The 18,786-nt window shown below is 37.9% G+C and carries 11 protein-coding genes; all 11 read right to left on the reverse strand.

Translation table 11 applies throughout. The features are described from left to right. Positions 1 to 12: 12 nt before the first annotated feature. Positions 13 to 2,472: a glycoside hydrolase family 94 protein gene (locus HORE_RS10220; RefSeq protein ID WP_015923691.1), complete on the reverse strand. Its 2,460-nt coding sequence runs from the start codon at positions 2,470 to 2,472 to the stop codon at positions 13 to 15. A gap of 75 nt (positions 2,473 to 2,547) precedes the next feature. Next, positions 2,548 to 4,902, reverse strand: a complete 2,355-nt coding sequence (locus HORE_RS10225; RefSeq protein WP_015923692.1) for a glycoside hydrolase family 94 protein — start codon at positions 4,900 to 4,902, stop codon at positions 2,548 to 2,550. 289 nt (positions 4,903 to 5,191) lie between these two features. Continuing rightward, positions 5,192 to 6,463: a sugar ABC transporter substrate-binding protein gene (locus HORE_RS10230; protein WP_015923693.1), complete on the reverse strand. Its 1,272-nt coding sequence runs from the start codon at positions 6,461 to 6,463 to the stop codon at positions 5,192 to 5,194. 113 nt (positions 6,464 to 6,576) lie between these two features. After that, on the reverse strand, positions 6,577 to 7,434 hold the full coding sequence (locus HORE_RS10235; protein WP_041606085.1) for a carbohydrate ABC transporter permease: 858 nt from the start codon (positions 7,432 to 7,434) through the stop codon (positions 6,577 to 6,579). Between the two features lie 5 nt (positions 7,435 to 7,439). After that, positions 7,440 to 8,396, reverse strand: coding sequence for a carbohydrate ABC transporter permease (locus HORE_RS10240; RefSeq protein ID WP_226984160.1), 957 nt, complete (start codon positions 8,394 to 8,396; stop codon positions 7,440 to 7,442). A 73-nt stretch (positions 8,397 to 8,469) separates the two neighbouring features. Then, on the reverse strand, positions 8,470 to 9,480 hold the full coding sequence (locus HORE_RS10245) for a LacI family DNA-binding transcriptional regulator (protein ID WP_015923696.1): 1,011 nt from the start codon (positions 9,478 to 9,480) through the stop codon (positions 8,470 to 8,472). 194 nt (positions 9,481 to 9,674) lie between these two features. Beyond that, positions 9,675 to 11,894 carry a glycoside hydrolase family 3 N-terminal domain-containing protein gene (locus HORE_RS10250; RefSeq protein ID WP_015923697.1) on the reverse strand — a complete coding sequence of 740 codons (2,220 nt, stop codon included), beginning with the start codon at positions 11,892 to 11,894 and terminating at the stop codon, positions 9,675 to 9,677. Between the two features lie 644 nt (positions 11,895 to 12,538). Then, a complete protein-coding gene (locus HORE_RS10260) occupies positions 12,539 to 14,134 on the reverse strand; it encodes a leucine-rich repeat domain-containing protein (RefSeq protein WP_015923699.1) in 1,596 nt (531 codons plus the stop codon). Between the two features lie 25 nt (positions 14,135 to 14,159). Further along, a complete protein-coding gene (locus tag HORE_RS10265) occupies positions 14,160 to 15,437 on the reverse strand; it encodes a leucine-rich repeat domain-containing protein (protein ID WP_041606088.1) in 1,278 nt (425 codons plus the stop codon). Between the two features lie 423 nt (positions 15,438 to 15,860). Beyond that, complete coding sequence (locus HORE_RS10270; RefSeq protein WP_015923701.1) at positions 15,861 to 17,648, reverse strand: sensor histidine kinase; 1,788 nt, start codon at positions 17,646 to 17,648, stop codon at positions 15,861 to 15,863. A gap of 27 nt (positions 17,649 to 17,675) precedes the next feature. Then, positions 17,676 to 18,632: a substrate-binding domain-containing protein gene (locus tag HORE_RS10275; RefSeq protein ID WP_015923702.1), complete on the reverse strand. Its 957-nt coding sequence runs from the start codon at positions 18,630 to 18,632 to the stop codon at positions 17,676 to 17,678. Positions 18,633 to 18,786 lie beyond the last annotated feature (154 nt).

An 18,786-nucleotide genomic window follows, 5' to 3' on the forward strand; every position in this document is an offset into this window, starting at 1 on the left:
AAAGGTATACTTTCAGCCCATAATTACTTCTACAATGTGCTGAGTTGTATTATCATTGACATTTTCTCTGGCTTGATTTTCTAGCGGAATTCTAATTAAATTACCTTCAATTATTTCTCCATCTACCTTGATATGTTTTACCCCTTTACTAACTTTTGCAGGGTTATTTACATGAATTTTATACACTTTACCTCTAAATCTCTTCTCTACATAAAATCCAGACCATTCTTCAGGGATACATGGATCTATTTTCAAACCTTCATATTCCGGCCTTATTCCCAGTATATAATGTGTGATAGCCACATAATTCCAGGCAGCAGTTCCGGTTAACCACGAATTCTTTGCTTCACCATGGTTAACTGCATCTTTGCCTGCAATCATCTGGGCATATACATATGGCTCCATCCTGTGGATATCACTGATTTCTTCAAGATATGCAGGGGCTATCTTTTTATAGTATTCAAACGCATTATTCCCTCTCCCCAGGACTGTTTCTGCAATCATTATCCAGGGGTTGGCATGACAGAAAATACCTCCATTTTCCTTATATCCAGGCGGGTATGAAGAAATTTCACCAAGTTCAGGGTAATATTGTTTATAGGGCGGATCCAGTAATACAAGGCCATATTCTGTATCAAGCCTCTCTTTGACAGAATCAAGTGCCTTACGGGCAAACCCTGATTCAATACCCAGCCCCCCCATAACACAAAAACCCTGAGGTTCTATATATATTTGACCTTCATTGTTATCAATACTACCAACCTTATTTCCATAATAATCGTATGCCCTCAGAAACCAGTTTTTGTCTCTCCCGTGCTCCATTACTGCCTTTTTCATGTCCTCAATTTCTGATTGAGCTCTGTCAGCAATTTCATCTTTACCGATAAATCTGCACATCTTAACAAATTCAGGACCTATCGTCACAAACATCCCGGCAATCAGAACAGATTCAGCCTGCCCATCATCTTTATTAGTTGTCGTCTGGAATGACTCTCCAGGGTCAGTCGAAAAACAATTTAAGTTTAAACAATCATTCCAGTCAGCCCTGCCAATCAATGGCAATCCATGCGGCCCCTTATTTAAGACAACATGGTTAAATGATGCCAGTAAATGATCAAATAAAGTTGCCTCCTTACCATTATTAAAGCTAACCTCTTCATTAAGAATAGAAATATCGCCGGTTTCCTTGATATAAGCTGCAGTACCTAAAATTAGCCATAAGGGGTCATCATTAAACCCACTTCCTATTTCATTATTACCTTCTTTGGTAAGGGGCTGGTATTGATGGTACGTGCTCCCGTCCTCAAACTGTGTACGGGCCAGATCTATCAACCTTTCTCTTGCCCTTTCAGGAACCATGTGAACAACCCCCAGAAGGTCCTGATTGGAATCCCTAAATCCTATTCCTCTACTAATACCTGATTCGAAATATGATGCACTCCTGGCCAGATTAAAGGTAACCATACACTGATATTGATTCCAGGTATTAACCATCCTGTCTAACCTGTCATCACCAGATTCAAGATAAAAGCCTGAAAGGAGGTCATCCCAGTAAGATTTAAGCTGTTGCAATGCATTGTCAACTTTGATATCAGAATTATAGCGCCTGATCATACTATAGGCTTTATCTTTATTAATTCCCCCGCATGAAGACCACTTGTTATCAGGATTATTTTCCATAAAGCCAAGTATAAAAATATAACTTTGTTCTTCACCCGGTTGTAATACTATTTCCAGGCAGTGTGAGCCAATTGGTGACCACCCACTGGCAATAGAATTACCTGGTCTGCCACTGACAACAACCTGTGGTTCATGGAAACCGTTATACAGACCTATAAATGATTCCCTATCGGTATCAAAACCTGAAATATTACTATTGACTGTAAAAAAGGAAAAATGGTTTCTCCTCTCTCTATATTCTGTTTTATGGAATATGGTTGAACCCTCTACTTCTACCTCACCAGTACTTAAGTTCCTCTGGAAATTAGTCATATCATCATATGCATCCCAGAGACAAAACTCAACAAAGGAAAACAGTTTTATTTTTCTAACAGATGAACCATTATTTTTTATTTTTAAACGGTGTATTTCACAGTTATCATCTACTGGAACAAAATATAATATTTCAGTTGAAATGTTTTTCCGTTCACCGGTTATTACACTATAACCCAGGCCATGCTGACACTGGTAGTAATCAAGCTTTGCCTTAACCGGAGCCCAGGTAGGGGACCAGTATTCTCCGTCTTCATATATATAGTAATACTTACCACCTGCATCAATCGGAACATTATTGTATCGATATCTGGTAATCCTGAGTAATCTGGCATCCTTGTAAAAACTATACCCTCCTGCAGTATTGGAAAGAAGACAGAAATAATTTTTTGAACCCAGATAATTTATCCAGGGATACGGAGTTTCTGGATTATTAATTACATATTCCCTGGCCCGGTCATCAAAATACCCGTATTTCATGTTAGTTCACTCCTTTTAACAGCTTTAATAGTTGTTTTAATAGGTTATTGCCACGGATATTATGTCTGTTACACGTTATGTATAATATACTTCAAGTCTGTTGATATCTTCAGTTAACTCACTCAGCGATACTTTATTACCCGATTTTTCCCCGACACCATTAATCCTGATATAATTCCGATCCGATTTGATACAATTTATCTCAATTACTTTACCTCTGAATTTTCTTTTTATACTAAAGTTTTCCCAGGAAGAAGGGACAACCGGGTCAATAATTAAACCGTCATAAGTGGGTCTCACACCAAGAATATAATATACTGCGGCCCTGTACATCCATGCTGCCGTACCGGTTAACCATGAGTTTCTGCCAAGCCCAAACTGGGGATGTTCTTTTCCTAATATGTTCTGACAGTATACATAGGGTTCGATCTCATATCGATCTGCAATATCATTCTTTAATGGGGGTAACAACTTCCGGTAATACTGGTATGCCCTGTTACCATTTCCCAGCATTGTTTCTGCAATAATAAGCCAGGGATTAGTATGCAGGAATATGCCTCCATTTTCTTTCGCCCCGGGTGGGTAAGTTGTTATTCCACCTTTTTCCGGGTCATACTTATGATAGGCGGGATATACCAGCACAACACCAAATTCAGTATTTAACATCTCATCTACTTTCTGTAATAATCTTTGTTGTTGCTTATTGTCTGCTATTCCAGCCATTATAGACCATGACTGGGGATTAAGGAATATTTTTCCATGTTCACAATGTTGGGAACCTAATGGCTCCCCGTTATCATCATAGGCCCTTAAATACCAGTCCCCATCCCATGCATATTTATTGATAGCTTCCCTTTGTGACTGGTAATACTCTTGATAACGGGTAACAAGTTGGTTTTCTCCTAAATACTCAAGCAGGTCAAGCATCTCTTTCAATGCATAACAATAAAGCATACCAGTCCAGACAGATTCTGCAACCCCATTACCATTATCCAGGTTAATGGTGTCATTCCAGTCTGCAAAACCAGCAAGGGGAATATTGTGCTTACCCTTATGGTTTTCCGTGAATTCCAGTGCCTTACATAAATGTTCAAGAACGGTACCTTCTCCCTGATTATCTGCATAGGGGACTACCTCTGTTAAAAAGTCAAAGTCACCAGTCTCCTTTAGGTAAGCAGCTACAGAAATAATTATCCACAGGTGGTCATCTGAATACCAGTCAACACTCCCATCCACCCCTGCTTCACCTGTTGTACCCTCTCCAGTCAGTGGGTAGTATAAATGATAGGCATGGCCATCCTGATGCTGTATCTTGAAGAGTTTAATAATTAATTCCCTGCACTCATCCGGTATAGCATGCATAACACCCAGAACATCCTGGGCACTATCCCTGAATCCCATTCCTCTGTTTATTCCTAACTGATACAGTGATACAAACCTTGACCAGTTAAATGTTGTTTTACACTGGTACTGGTTCCAGGTATTTAACATTAAATTCATTTCAGGGTCAGGTGTATCAACCTCACAGCTGCTTAAAAAATTATCCCAGTATTTTTTTAAACCTTCTTTTTCCTGCTCTACCTGTTCCGGGTCGAGAAAACTGGATATTTTTTCTTTAACAGTTTGCTTTGAGGGAGTAGTACCAAGGATATAAATAATTTCTTTTTCACATCCAGGCTCAAGTTTGATTTCATGATTTAAGCAACCAACACCATTTCCCCTCTGGGCAAGATAATTGCTGCAATTACTCTCCTCTACAGCAATTGGATTGGACAGGTCACGATAACAACCAACAAACCTTTCACGGCTGGTTTCATAAGACGTTACCTGAATACTGCTTGTCATAAAAATGTATTCCCAGTTTTTCATAAATGCATTCCAGAATAGGATATTATCCTCGAACTCACCCTGTTGTATCTGTTGTGTCCAGTCCACATTCTGCTGATCCTTTACTGCATCAAAAAAGGAAAATTCCGCATAGGTATACAGGGAGAGATGTCTGGTTTCTTCACCCAAATTTTTAACATTTAACTGCCATATTTCCAGGGATTCATTACCCGGAACAAAATATGTAACACTGGTAACTATGTCATCCTTTTTTTGCTCAATTGTTGTATAACCAAGTCCATGCCGGCATACATACTCATCAAAATCAGCTTTAACAGGCTGCCAGGTAGCTGACCAGTAATTATTGTTATCAATATCCCTTAGATAAATATACCTTCCGGGTTGGTCTTCAGGAATACTATTATATCTATATCTTAAAACCCTTTTGAACCTGGGGTCACCATCAAAACTATATCCTCCCCCTGTCTGGGAAACAATTCCACCATAATTTCCACCACCAATATAGTTAATCCATGGTGTAGGGGTCCGTGGGTTGGTTATAACATATTCTTTGTTTTCACTGTCAAAATATCCGTATGACAATACAAACACCTCCTCCTAAAATTTATGCAACTGCAACCTGGTCACAATCATTATTGGTATAACACAGAGATCAGTCCAAAATATACATTTATTATTATGAAAAACCCTGTTTTATAAATATGGCCCTTGCATAATTAATATTGTCAGTTTCATAAACTCACTGCTTCATAACAGATAATATCTGGTCAAATACTCTCAATTACTTTATAATATAAAATAGGGGGAGGGAAGGAGGTATTCTCCTTCCCTTCGATATTATGGGGTGTGTCCACCTTTATTATCAGTTTTATTACTTATCACTATGTTCCTTTAATATGTTGTTTACCTCTAATGCAGCAGCATCAAGGTATTTTTTGGCGGTATTATCATCATATACACCATCAATATAATCGGTAAGAATGTTCTGAAAACTGGTCCTCATAGCCAGTTCAATTTCACCCCATGCAGGTAAAGATGGATAAGCATGTGCATAGCTCAATGATTTTTCAAATACCTGCATTATCTCACTCTGGAAGAATGGATCAGAAAATGCATCCTTGGTTGCTGGTAACATGTTAGAAAGTTTAACATACTCTGTCAGGTTAGTATCACTTAACAGGAATTTAATCCACTTAATTGATGCTTCAATTTCATCCTGTGGAGCATTTTTCCGGACTACGAGGTTACTACCACCGGCAAAGGAAGCCCTACCATAAGGTCCAGCTGGAAGTTCAGCAGCTGCAAATGGAAGATCGGGGTTATCATTCTTTATACCTGAAATATTCCATGGTCCCTGGAAGGCCATTGCCACATCACCATTGGCAAAAGCTGAATCAGCCTGGGACTGGTCATATTCAGCACATGCTGTACTTGCTAAACCATTCCTTACCAGGTCTACATAATATTCTACTGCTTCATACCCTGCTTCAGATAGGTTAAAGGCAGCCCGTTTCCAGTCTGGTGTCAGGAAATCTCCTCCCCTGGTCCATAGCATCGGAGCCCAGTTATGGATCAGGTCCCATGCATTTGTACCAGCAATAGCAATAGCTGTTCCCTCTCCATATACATCAACTATCTTTTCACCAACTTCAATAAGTTCTTCCCATGTCTGGGGAGGTTCAACACCTGCTTTTTCAAACATTTCTGTGTTATAAAACAGGACTCTGGTTTCTGCAATCCACGGTACACCATAGTACTTACCATCCAGTACTGTGGACTTTAAATTGCCTTCCATAAAATTATCTTTTCCACCAAATTCACGAATGTCTATTTCGACCAATCCACCGGTAGCTGCAAAGAAAGGTGTCTGGGTTGTTCCAACCTGCATTACATTCGCGCCCTCACCGGTTGCCAGTGCAGTTGAAATAACCTCCATGCAGCTGGACCAGGCTATCTCTTCAAAGTTAACCTTGATACCGGTCAGTTCTTCAAATTCTGCAGCCTTTTCATTAAACCAGGCAATGTTTAATTCAGATGGAGCATTATTCATTGCCCACATAGTAATTTCGGTAGCACCTGCAGAAACAGCCAGAGTACCAACAAATAGAGTTGTTAATACTAACAACAGAAAAAACTTTTTCATTATTATTAACCTCCTCATTACTTTTAAATACCTGGACCAACCTTCATCCGATAAACCTCTTCTCCTTACTTAAACCCTGTAAACTAATAATTTCACTGTACACCACCTCCTTTTTATCCTTTTGTAGCACCTGATACCAGTCCCTGAACAATATGTTTTTGCATTAATGTAAAGAGTACTATTACAGGAATGGTTGTCATAATACATGCTGCCATCATCTGGCCCCAGTGGGCCTGGTTTGAAGTAATATATTGCAGCAAACCTATGGAAATAGTACGGGTCTCTGTTCTGGTTAAGACCATAGCAAACAGTATTTCATTCCAGGCCATAATAAAAGAGTAAATACCAACTGCTGCAATCCCGGGTTTGGCAAGGGGGAGTATCACTTTAAATAGTGCCTTTACTCTGGAACAACCATCTATCATTGCCTGTTCATCAATCTCCCGGGGTACCGAATCAAGATAGTTTCTTAGCATAATAATGGAAAATGGTAATGAAAATGAAGTATAAGTAAATATCATCCCGTGGTATGTATTGGTCATCGGTATGCCCAGAGTGTTTTTTATCCAGGTAAACATGACGAAATAGGGTATCAAAAACAAAATACCTGGTAACATCTGTGTTGAAAACAGTGACAATTGATATGCATTTCTACCCCTGAATCTGAATCTTGATATTGAGTAAGCTGCCAGTGTGCCAATTACAACTGTTACAATCATAGTCCCAAGACTGATAATCAGACTGTTCTTAAAAAATTTCAGGATTGGTACTGTTCTGTTCATATCCCGGTAGTTATCAAGGGTGAATGTACTGGGTATCCAGGTGGGTTCCATTGCCTGTATTTCTATCGGTGTTTTAAAAGAACCACTGATCATCCACAGATAAGGCCCCATAACAATTACCACAATGAATAAAATAGCCAAATAAAATAGTGTTTTCTGTAAATAATATACATATCTTCTTTTTTTCACTTAATTCACTCCCTTTCTGCCCTGATACGGAAGAAATAGAGGTAAGCAATAGTAATGATCAGCATAATTAACATCAAAATTATTGACAGGGCAGCACCCAGACCGTATTTGAAATGTCCAAATGCCTGGCGCATTATTAATGTACTGGGTACTTCAGCATATTTTCCGGGGCTTCTTCCAAGTAGTACAACAAACTGGTTAAACGCAAAGAAATTCCACAAAATATTCATAATCATTAAGGTTTTTGTTACAGGTTTTAAGTACTGGAAAGTAATATACCTGAACCTCTGCCAGGCAGATGCACCATCAATTCTGGCTGCTTCATATATTTCCTGAGGTATGGTCTGTAACCCGGCAAGTAATATCAGTGCTGCAAATGGCCACCCTTTCCAGATAGAGGCAATTACAACCGCATAAAGACTATTCTGTCCTACCAGCCAGACAATATTCTCTTGAATAAGACCCAGGTCCAGCAACATTTTGTTGAGGATACCAATCCTTGACTGAAAGATAAAACGCCAGAAGTTATAGGCAACGGAATCGGGAGTGATAAAAGGAATAAGAATTAACCCCCTGATAAATGTCCTGCCGAAAAACGGCCTGTTCAGTAATAATGCAGCCCCAAGTCCCAGGAAATAACCAATTGATATCGTCAACAGACTGTAATAAGCTACATTGAAAAGGCTTTTGAAGTACATTCTACCAATGGTTGTAACAGGTGAAAAACCCTTAGTATAATTCTCCAGACCGACAAACGGAGCACTGGCCCATCTTGTTATGTTGTAAATATCCAGGTCAAGGAAACTGATCACAACACCCCATAACATAGGAATGATGTGGACAAATAACATACCAATTAATGCCGGTAAAATAAACATATAGGGTAAACTCTTTTTGGCCGTCCGGTGCTTTAACTGATGAATCAAACTATTATCAAAATAACCCCTTATTTTGGCAAGCATCATCTTTCCTCCTTATTTAATAATCTTAAGTTGACCAGCCTTTAATACATGACTATCCCTTCACTCTCTACACCTATCCAATCTTTCTACATGACTCCCTCTCGATTAATTTTGTTGGTAACACTACGGGAGAAAAGGTTTTGTTTGGGTTATTAATCATTTCCAGAAGAATACTGGCGGCCTTCTTTCCCATAGTCAATTTATCCTGATGGATTGTAGTAAGACCAGGGGAAACATAACTACTTATTTCAATATTATCAAAGCCAACTATAGAAAAATCTTGAGGTACATTGTAACCATGTTCTTTTATAGCGTTAATAGCTCCAATGGCCATTTCATCACCCTGGCAAAACACAGCAGATGGTCTTATCTCCTGGGTAATAATCCTTTTCATAGCTTGATAACCGCCTTCTTCTCCGAATTCAGCCTCTATAATCCATTCCGGGTTATACTCCAGACCTAAATTCGTTAACTCTTCCTGAAAACCAATCAGGCGATCCTGTGCCGGTTTAGTAATCCGCTGTCCCATAATCATACCTATTTTTATATGGCCAAGGGAATAAAGATAATTCACAGCCTGTTTTGCCCCCTGAACATTATCGGATATCACATACGTAGCATTTTTGCCAACTATATCGAGGTCTATAAATACTGTTGGTATATTTGAATTAACTAATTTATCAAGATTGGGATCAGTCCTCGGCATCCCCATTAAGATGGCACCATCAACATGACGACTTTTACACTTTTCTGTATAACTGAACCTGTCTCCCCATTGATGGGCAAATAAAATCAGGTCATACCCTTTTCGGAAAAATGTCTTTTCGATCCCGTAAATAATATCTCTGAAAAAGGGGTGCCTCAACCCACTATTTAAATGGTCTGTAAAAAATACTCCTATTGACCGCGAACGGCTTGTTGACAGGCTTCTGGCAATAGCATTAGGGCGGTAATTTTGCTGTTCCATGATTTTTATAACCTTTTCCTTTGTTTTATCACTAATATCAGGATAATTATTGATAACTTTTGATACTGTAGTTACTGAAACACCTGCAAGTTTTGCAATGTCTTTTATTGTTGCCATTTATTAATACCTCCTAATTTACTAAAGCAATTTAGATAACATCCATAAATTTTTTGTTTCCATTTATTATAATTGCTGTTATTACAGGAATTCTAATATAATATCGATCAATTAGAATGGCTAAACACTAAACCGCTTTAGCTCTGATATATATTATTCACTAGCAGCTAAAAAATTCCTGATTTATTTTATTTTTATATTTTTACCCGTCTGCTAAACCCTGCAATCTGTATTTCAAATGTTCCTGGTTCTACTACTTCAACAAAATTTTCATTATAAAGTGTAAGTTTAGTAAAAGGTATTACAAATTCTACCCTCCGTGTTTCTCCAGGTCTTAGATAAACTTTTTTAAAGTCTTTTAATTCCCTTACCGGCGTGGTTACACTACTATAAACATCATTGATATAAACCTGAACGACCTCAGTACCTCCCACATCACCTATATTTTTAACATCAACACTTATTTGCAATGAATCATGCTGTTTTTTTACAGTCAATCCACTATATTCAAAACTGGTATAACTCAACCCATAACCAAAGGGAAATTGAGGGTCATAATCTACTCCCGGTTTATGGTTATAATATAGTGGGAGTTGGCCGGTATATTTGGGTATAGTTATTGGTAGTTTGCCTGAAGGATTATAATCACCAAATAGTACGTCAGCAACCGCATTACCACCCTCGGTTCCTGGCAGGAATGATAATAACAACCCCGGGGTGCTATTGAGGATTGGTCCAACTGCCAGTGGCCTTCCCGTAATTAAAACCGTTATAACCGGTTTTCCAGTATTTCCGAGTGCCTTTATCAGTTTAATTTGATCTGCCGGTAGCTGTATGTTTTGCACATCACCCATCATTTCTGCATAGGGTTCTTCACCAATAGCCACAATTATTGCTTCTGCATCTGATGCAGCTTCAAGGACTTTTTTTACATAGATATCTATGCTCTCCAGCCGATATTTTATATAATCTACCCTGGTTCCCGGGGCCACTTTTTCTTTAATGGCTTCCAGAATTGTTTTCCCGGTTGTCAGGTCTGTTTCTTCAGGACCCTGCCAGTTTATTGTCCATCCCCCACACAAATTGCCCATACTTTCAGCACAATTACCCACTACCAGCACAGACTTTATCTCCCTCGAGAGAGGAAGTACATTATCTTTGTTCTGCAATAGCACAATTGATTCCCGGGCAGCCTGGCGGAATAGTTCCACAGCTTCACTATTATTACTTATTATTTTTTCGGCATTAGCCGGGTCTTTTAACTCTTCGTTAAACAACCCAAGTTCCATCTTTAATTTTAATATTCTACTTACAGATTGATTAATTCTCTCCTCACTCACAGTACCCTCTTTTACTGCTTCTATCAGAAATCGATAAAACCCGGGATAGTTGTCGGGTTCCATAAACATATCCACACCTGCATTGACAGCTCTGATTATTGCTTCTTCATAGTCTTTAGCAACCATATGGTAATCATGAAGCTTACTAATATCAGCATAATCAGATATTATTACACCAGAAAAACCAAGTTCCATCCTGAGGAGATCATTTAACAACCATTTTGAAACATGCACTGGAATACCATTAACTTCCCCACTATTAACCATAATTGTTTTAACACCTTCAGCCACAGCCTTCTTAAATGGTGGGTAATACACTTCATACAATTCCCTCTTGGGTATATAGGAAGGATCCCTGTCCATACCATTTTCAGAACCACTATACCCAATATAATGTTTTGCAGTTGCACAAACCCTGCCCGATTTCTGTATACCTCGAACACTTGCAGCCCCCATCACACTTACTAAAAACGGGTCTTCTCCAAAGGTCTCATATGTTCTCCCCCACCTCGGGTCACGGGCAACATCCAGAACTGGTGCATAATTCCAGCTTACACCAATCGCCTCCAGTGAATCACTTGTATAACCATAAACCCTTTCAACTAGTTCAGGATTCCATGTAGATGCCAACCCGAGATTGTGTGGAGAAATAGGTGCACCAATTACTTTATTATTGCCATGAATAGCATCCAGTGCATAAATAACCGGAATCCTGCTGTTATCATTAAACACCTGTTTTATATTATTTATCATTTCTGTCCAGGTAGCGGGGTTGTTTGGAACAGGGTTAGCCCGCAGGCTACCACCACTAAAGATACTGCCAACATTCGTTAGCCCTTTTAATTTTCTGGTATCAATTCTCCCGCTGGTACCAAATGGTCCCCTTCTTTCCATAACAGTTGAAACTTCAACCACAAACATCTGGCCTATTTTCTCTTCAAGGGACATTTGACTCAACATATCATTTACCTTCCTGTCAATACTTTCTGAATATACACTTCCACTGCCCATAATAAACAGTAATAATATTATAATTGCAACCGAGAAAGGGGTATATCTCCTCATAACAACCATGGTTATTGCCTCCCTTTGTCTAAAGCAGTTTAGTAAAATGAGTTTATTAATAGTTTATGCCAATCCAGTTATAATCGGGTTAGCCTTTACATAACAGGGGGACACAGGTTATCAAAAACTAAAGGGAGGGAGCCCATTTTACTAAATCGCTTTAGTTATGTTTTATATATTCTCCACTGATTTAAAAAATCCTTCTCTTTTTTTTAATTTTTTCTATTTTTTTTACATTATTTTATCAGAGTTGTTAAATAGCCCGTTAAGCCAAGCATCATCAGGTGGCTATCATTAGACAATATTTATTTACAACACCTACGGACAATTTCTAAAACGTTTTAGTTATGCAACACCTCTGATTAATAACCACTTCAGGGATTGGTTTATCCTTATTCCATTTTAATAACCCCCACTGTTCACAAAAATAAGATGTTTCTCCAGGGTTTAAACTTACTAATGGACCATGAACTTCAACTTCAACTTTAATCCTGCATAAAAAAACAGGATTAAGCATGCTACTTCGCTTATAACTCCCACCATAAAAATAATCCTCAGCAGGAGCATGAATACTTAATCCTGTCTGAACCATGAAACATAAAAAATTTATTCAAATTTAACACACAAATTTTACCGAAACAAAACAGTATTGTTCAATACACAACAGTTACTTTATTATCCTCCAGCTTTTTTATAACATCTTCATCAAGCTTAAACTGATTATTTTTTATTGCTACAACACTCAAATTATTTAATTTTAAAAGGGGTTTAATATTCCTGATTCTATTGCCCGAAATATATAATACTTCCAGCTGGTTTAAACCAGTCAAAGAATCGATGTTTTCAATCTGATTATCGTTTAATGATAGCACCTTTAAGTTCATCAATTCACCCAGGGTACTTATATCTTTAATCTGGTTATTATCAAGAACCAGGGTTTTTAAATTAATATGTTTTTTTAAAGGCTCAATCTGGCTTATTCTATTATTTTCAAGTTCAAGGTATTCCAGGGATCCCAGGTCTTTTAAAAATTCTATCGCGGTCAGACCACACCCCTCAAGGTCTAAATATTTAAGTTTATTGAGTCCAGATATGACTGAAACATTTTCTATACTATTTCCACTCAGGTCAAGCCTTTCGAGAGTGTTCAGCCCTTCAAGGGGACTAATATCGGTAATCCTGTTGTTATGCAAAAAAAGCTCTTTTAAACTGTTATGTCCCCTTAAAGGTGATATGTCCCTTATCTCACAATTGAAGGCCAGTAATCTTTCAAGTTTCCTGCACTCGCTGATAAAATTAATATCGTCAATGGGGTTGCCACTTATATTCAATTCCTTCAGACCTTTAAATTCCTTTAAACCGGGGGCAACACTGATATTATTGTCACTGATATCCAGTTTCTCAAGGTTTACCAGTCGGGTAAGGGAGGCAATATTCCGGAGGTCATTCCCGCTTAACAGCAATACCTGCAAACCTTCCAGACTGGAAAGGTGTTTTACACCGGTCAACTCATTTCTGATCAGATTTAAATAGGTAAGTTTTTTTAACCCTCTTAATGGAGATATATCTTTAATATTGTTGGCTTCCAGATCCAGGTGGCTTAACCCTGTCAAAGCAGTCAGGGGTTTAAGGTCAGATATACTGTTATAGGCTACATTCAGGGTTTTTAAGTTTGGTAGTTGAGTCAGGGTCTCTAAATTTGATATCTTTTGATGGGATAATTTAAGGTATTCAAGTTTTACTAAACCGGCCAGAGGACTTATGTCCTCAATATAATGTCCTGAATATTTACCTGAAGGCAATCCCTTTTTATATGGAGGTAACCCCCTGATTATTAACTCCCTTAATTCCTTCAATTTTCCCAGTGGACTTAAATCTTCAATATGATTTTCAAAGATATAGAGTCTTTCAAGGTCTGTTAAATGGGCCAGGGGGGTTAAATCACTGATATAATTTGGCCCAATCCGCAGGGTTTTTATGTTTAAAAAGGCTTCTAATCCCTTTATAGAATTTATTTCATAATGACGAAAAGAGGGGATACTGAACTCAGTTAAATTTTCCACCTCTGGCCTGAAGACAGGTCCTTCCGGCTTGCTCAGTGACCTCATTACCACTTTTTTCAGGTCCTCATCTTCAAAAACAATAATTCCTGTATCTTCGACAGCTTCCCCATTCCAGGCAAAAAGAAAGATTGAAAAAATAATTATAACAAACAGTGTAACTATTTTTGAAAAAGGCTTTTTACTCATATTTAAATAACCTCCCGGTTAATATCTAGTATTCTACTTTGACCCCTCGATCCTTAAGTTTATTTATAACCTCTATATCTAGTTTAAAATGGTTGTTTTTCAGGGTAACCGATTTTAACTTGCACAATTTCAACAGAGGGGTAATATCCTTTACCCTGTTTCCGGATAAATCTAAAATTTCCAGGTTTTTTAAACCGACCAGGGGACTTATATCTTCTATATTGTTATTGACAAGGTCCAGATGGACAAGGCCGGTCAGTCCGGAGATGGGGTCAAGGTTGGAAACCCGGTCATAGTTAATTTTAAGATGTTTCAACCTGGTAAGGTTGGCAAGGGGACTTAGATCCTTAATGTCATTAAATTTAAATTCAAGGTATTCTAAATCAGTTAAATTCTTTAAAAAACTTAAATCCCGGACCCGGCAGGGCCAGTATTTATCGACAGGCAGGGCTTGATATCCCCATATTGTTAACACTTTTAATTTTTTTAGTCTTCCCAGAGGACTATAGTCTTTAACCGGAATACCATGTATTCTTAATTCTTTTATATTTTTTAATTTAGTTAGGGGATTTAAATCTTTAATATCGTTTCTGGATATTATCAGTTCCTGCAGTCCTGAGAAAAATTCTAATCCATTAAGGGATTTTATCCTGTATTGATTATCGCCTGGGATATGTAAGCGCTTGATATTCTTAACCTCTGCCTCATAAACAGAGTCTCCTTTTTTATTCATTAAGCCTTTGATATATTGTTCCAGGTTTTTATCACCAAATATAATTTTCTGGCCTTTATGTTTAAAACTCTCCGGAGGGATATCTACTTCCCTGTAAACCCTGTATATCCTGGGTAGAAAATTATTTATAAAATCTTCTTTCCCCATTGTGTAATTCCTTATAATTTCCCGGGGGGTGTAGTATTCGGAATTAAACTCATATACTGGTACCATAATTTCACTTTTTTCTCCGTTGTTATCCCAGCCAGTAAATTTATAGGTATCTAATGATGAAATAGAAATAGATGATCCATTATCTTCGCCTGTATCCCCGGCAACGTAAATTTTATAAAATACTACGATGTGTTCCCCGTCACTACTTATATACCAGTCTAAAATAACACCATCTGCTAAATTGTTTTTGCTCACTTTTTCAAATACCTCTTTAACATAATACTCTAGATCAATGCTGTTATAATCAGGTAAATTATTACCCTCATTTTGAGAATACGCAGAGGGGCTTACCAGACTTAAAACAAAAATAATAATGAAAATAATTAATGTTCTAATCCACTTCACTTTAGAGGACATGTTCTCTTCAACACCCTTTCAAAACAATATTATATTTAATATATCTTACAGGTAAATCAATTTTTATACACTTATCCACCATTAATACTTTCAAAAAACCTCAGGGAATTGAAAAATATTTTACATCCTTTAAATAAAAATTACTATCATGATACATGTTTTTCTATATTTTAGTATATTTGATTATTTATTTCAAGAATTATCTGGTAAATCTTATTATTTTATTCATTTCCTATTTTTAATGACCCAGAAATAAAACCACAGATAGGCCTGCCATTTGTGTGATCAGGCCATGTCTTTAACTTTAGTCCTGCATAAAAAAACAGGATTAAGCATTCTACTGTAGCCCCAGCTTAAAATTAATTTTCGTCAGGAGCCATAAATACTTAATCCTGTCTGTAAATTATTTAATTGTAACTTACCCTAATCACCATCATTTTTAATAACTCCAATCTTGATGGTAGCCTTAGTACCGGCCCCTATATCACTATCGAGATAGAGCCCGTAGTCGGGTCCAAACTTTAGTTTAATCCTTTCATTGACATTTCTGAGGCCGAAATACTGTTTTTCGTCCTCTACCCCCATTTCCCCCCTCAATATTGAATTTATTTCGTCAACCTTCTCCCGGGACATTCCCACTCCATTATCTATTACATCAAAGAAAATATCTTCTCCCTTACGATAACCTCTAACAATAATTAGGCCGCTTTTATTCACCTTCAGTATTCCGTGGTAGATAGCATTCTCAACCAGGGGTTGAAGGAGTAACTTGGGCATATATTCAGTAAGTATTTCTTTATCCTTAATATCAATAATATACTCATATTCTTCACCATGGCGCTGCTGCTGGATATAAAGATAGTTTTTGACATGTTCAATCTCATTTTTAACCATGACCAGTTCTTTACCATGGCTCAGGCTTAACCGGAAGAATTTACCCAGAGCTTCTATCAAAAAAGAAGCCTTTTTACTGTTATTACTTTCAAGATAACCGATAATTAAATCAAGGGTATTATAAATAAAATGGGGTTTTATCTGATTTTCCAGACTTTCCATCTCAAGTTTTCTAATAAGCTTCTGTTCCTCAATATTTTCCTGCATTAGCTTCTTAATTCTTTCAATCATTTTATTAAAGCTGTTACCCAGCTGGGCAATTTCGTCATTACCACTGATTTTAATCTTGACACTCAGGTCATTATTGGCAGCCCTGTTGGTAAGATGCTCCAGTTTCCGGATTGGTCGGGTTAACGTATTTGATAAGTAAACAGTTAGTAGCACTACTGTTAGCAATACCAGTAAAATAATACCCAGGGTAATATTTTTTAACTGATGGAGTTGCCCGCTTATCTCGCGGGCTGGAGCCAGACTAACAATATACCATCCTGTTTTCCGGGATACGGTATAGGTGAGAATATATTGTTTGCCCTCTCTGGAAATAATCCTGTTATTGCTACCGCTTTTTAACCATCCAGTATTTATAAACTGACTTTTACTACCTATCAACTTGCGATCTGGATGATATATAATATTACCCAGCCTATCAACAACAAATACATATCCTTTTTTCCCGAGCTTAACACCGGTAATACTATCCAGAATATCAAGGGAGATATCAGCACTTATCATAACTTTTTCTTCCGGACTTCCCGGGTTAAATACCCTGGCTACAGTTATTACCGGTTTATTCATAAAATTGCAGTGGGGCCTGGTAACAATATAGGAATCTCTATCCTCTTTTATTATCTTATTATATAAAGCCATTGTCTCAGGGATTGCATAATACAACCCGTAGGTACTGAACCTCTTCCCGTCATCAAAGGTCAGGGCAACATCTTCAATCCCTTCTTTTATCCTTGTCAGGGTACTAAAGTCTTCCCACAACCGGAAGGTATATTTCCTGTTACCTTCAAAATCTCCTGCCCTCTTAAGTTTAATAAACTGGTTAATATAATAGTCATCCTTCATATTTAACAGTGAATTAACATCCTGGAGGTATTCATCCAGATCCTTCTGCATCCTGGAGACCACACCTTCGGAGTAGGTTGTTATCCTTTCCTGAAGAGCCCCGAGGTATTTATTATAAGAAAAAAAGGCAAATATAAGAAAAGGAACGAGGCCAAATAGGAGAAAAGAAAAGACCAGCTTTGTTCTGAGGGTCTGTATCTGAAATAACGAAGATAATGTTTGCATGATTTTTTTTAAGGCCTTCATAACATCAACCCCTATCTGCCAGACAAATTATCTGACACCCCATGGTTTATGAACTTTAAGTAGCCTATCAATATTACTGGTGTTGGCATGCTCAATACCGGTTTTAATAATAACCGGGGGCTTCTGCCCACTCCTCAAGAACCTGACCAGATAACGAAGACTCAACTGCCCCATCCCACTGAAATCCTGACCCACCAGGTACTGGATCATACCCTCCTTCTGTAAAACAAGGGCTGAATAAAAGATATCTATTCCTATCGCAATTCCCCCCTGTCGGGCCCATTTTTGAAAACGAGGCATGGCATCAGGGGGAACATAAAAGGGCCACCCGCCGACAAATAAAATAATGTCAATATCAGGATGGGACTTAATATAATTTTCTACCAGTTCATTGGCCAGCTGAAAATCGTCATTGCAGTATAAAATATCCTTGATTTCGATATCAATCTCTTCTTCAACTGCTTTAGCAAAACCCTTAACCCGTTTTTTTAAATTTAAGGCCTCTTTACCGCCACTCAGTACCATTACCTTATATTTTTCAGTTTTTATCCCCTTTCGTTTCAGAACCTGAAGGAGGGCTTTACCCAGTTCGTAGCCTGCCCTCCAATTATCTGTACCAACATAAAAAAGCCTGTCACTCCCGGGGACATCAGAATCAAAAGTAGCTACAGCAATACCACTTTTTACTGCTTTATTTATTATTTCCTTAAGGGCATTGGAATCATTGGCACTAATAATGATGCCATCAACCCGTCTCTGTATTAAATTTTTTACTACTTTTATCTGGCCTTCTGTACTGGTGGTAAAGGGGGCTACCCATTCGAGCCTGACTCCAAGCCTCCGGGCTTCTTTCTGGGCAGCTTCGAGGGTATCCAGGAAAATGGGATTATCCAGGGATTTGGGAACAAAGGCAATGGTAAGGGGTTTAGGGGGTAGCTTCCCGGCACTAACAGATAGGGAGAGGGATAGAGGACAAACCACCATTAACACTGAAAAGATTATTATTTTTGCCAGCCACTTTAACCGGGCCTATGACCTTTCAGTCAACAATTACATCCCCTCCCGGTTTATTTTTTTCTCCAAAAACCCAGTTTTTTAATAACTAAATAAATCGTACAGGAATATTAATGTTGATTAA

This window comes from Halothermothrix orenii H 168, from assembly GCF_000020485.1.
Classification (GTDB): Bacteria; Bacillota; Halanaerobiia; order Halanaerobiales; family Halothermotrichaceae; genus Halothermothrix; species Halothermothrix orenii.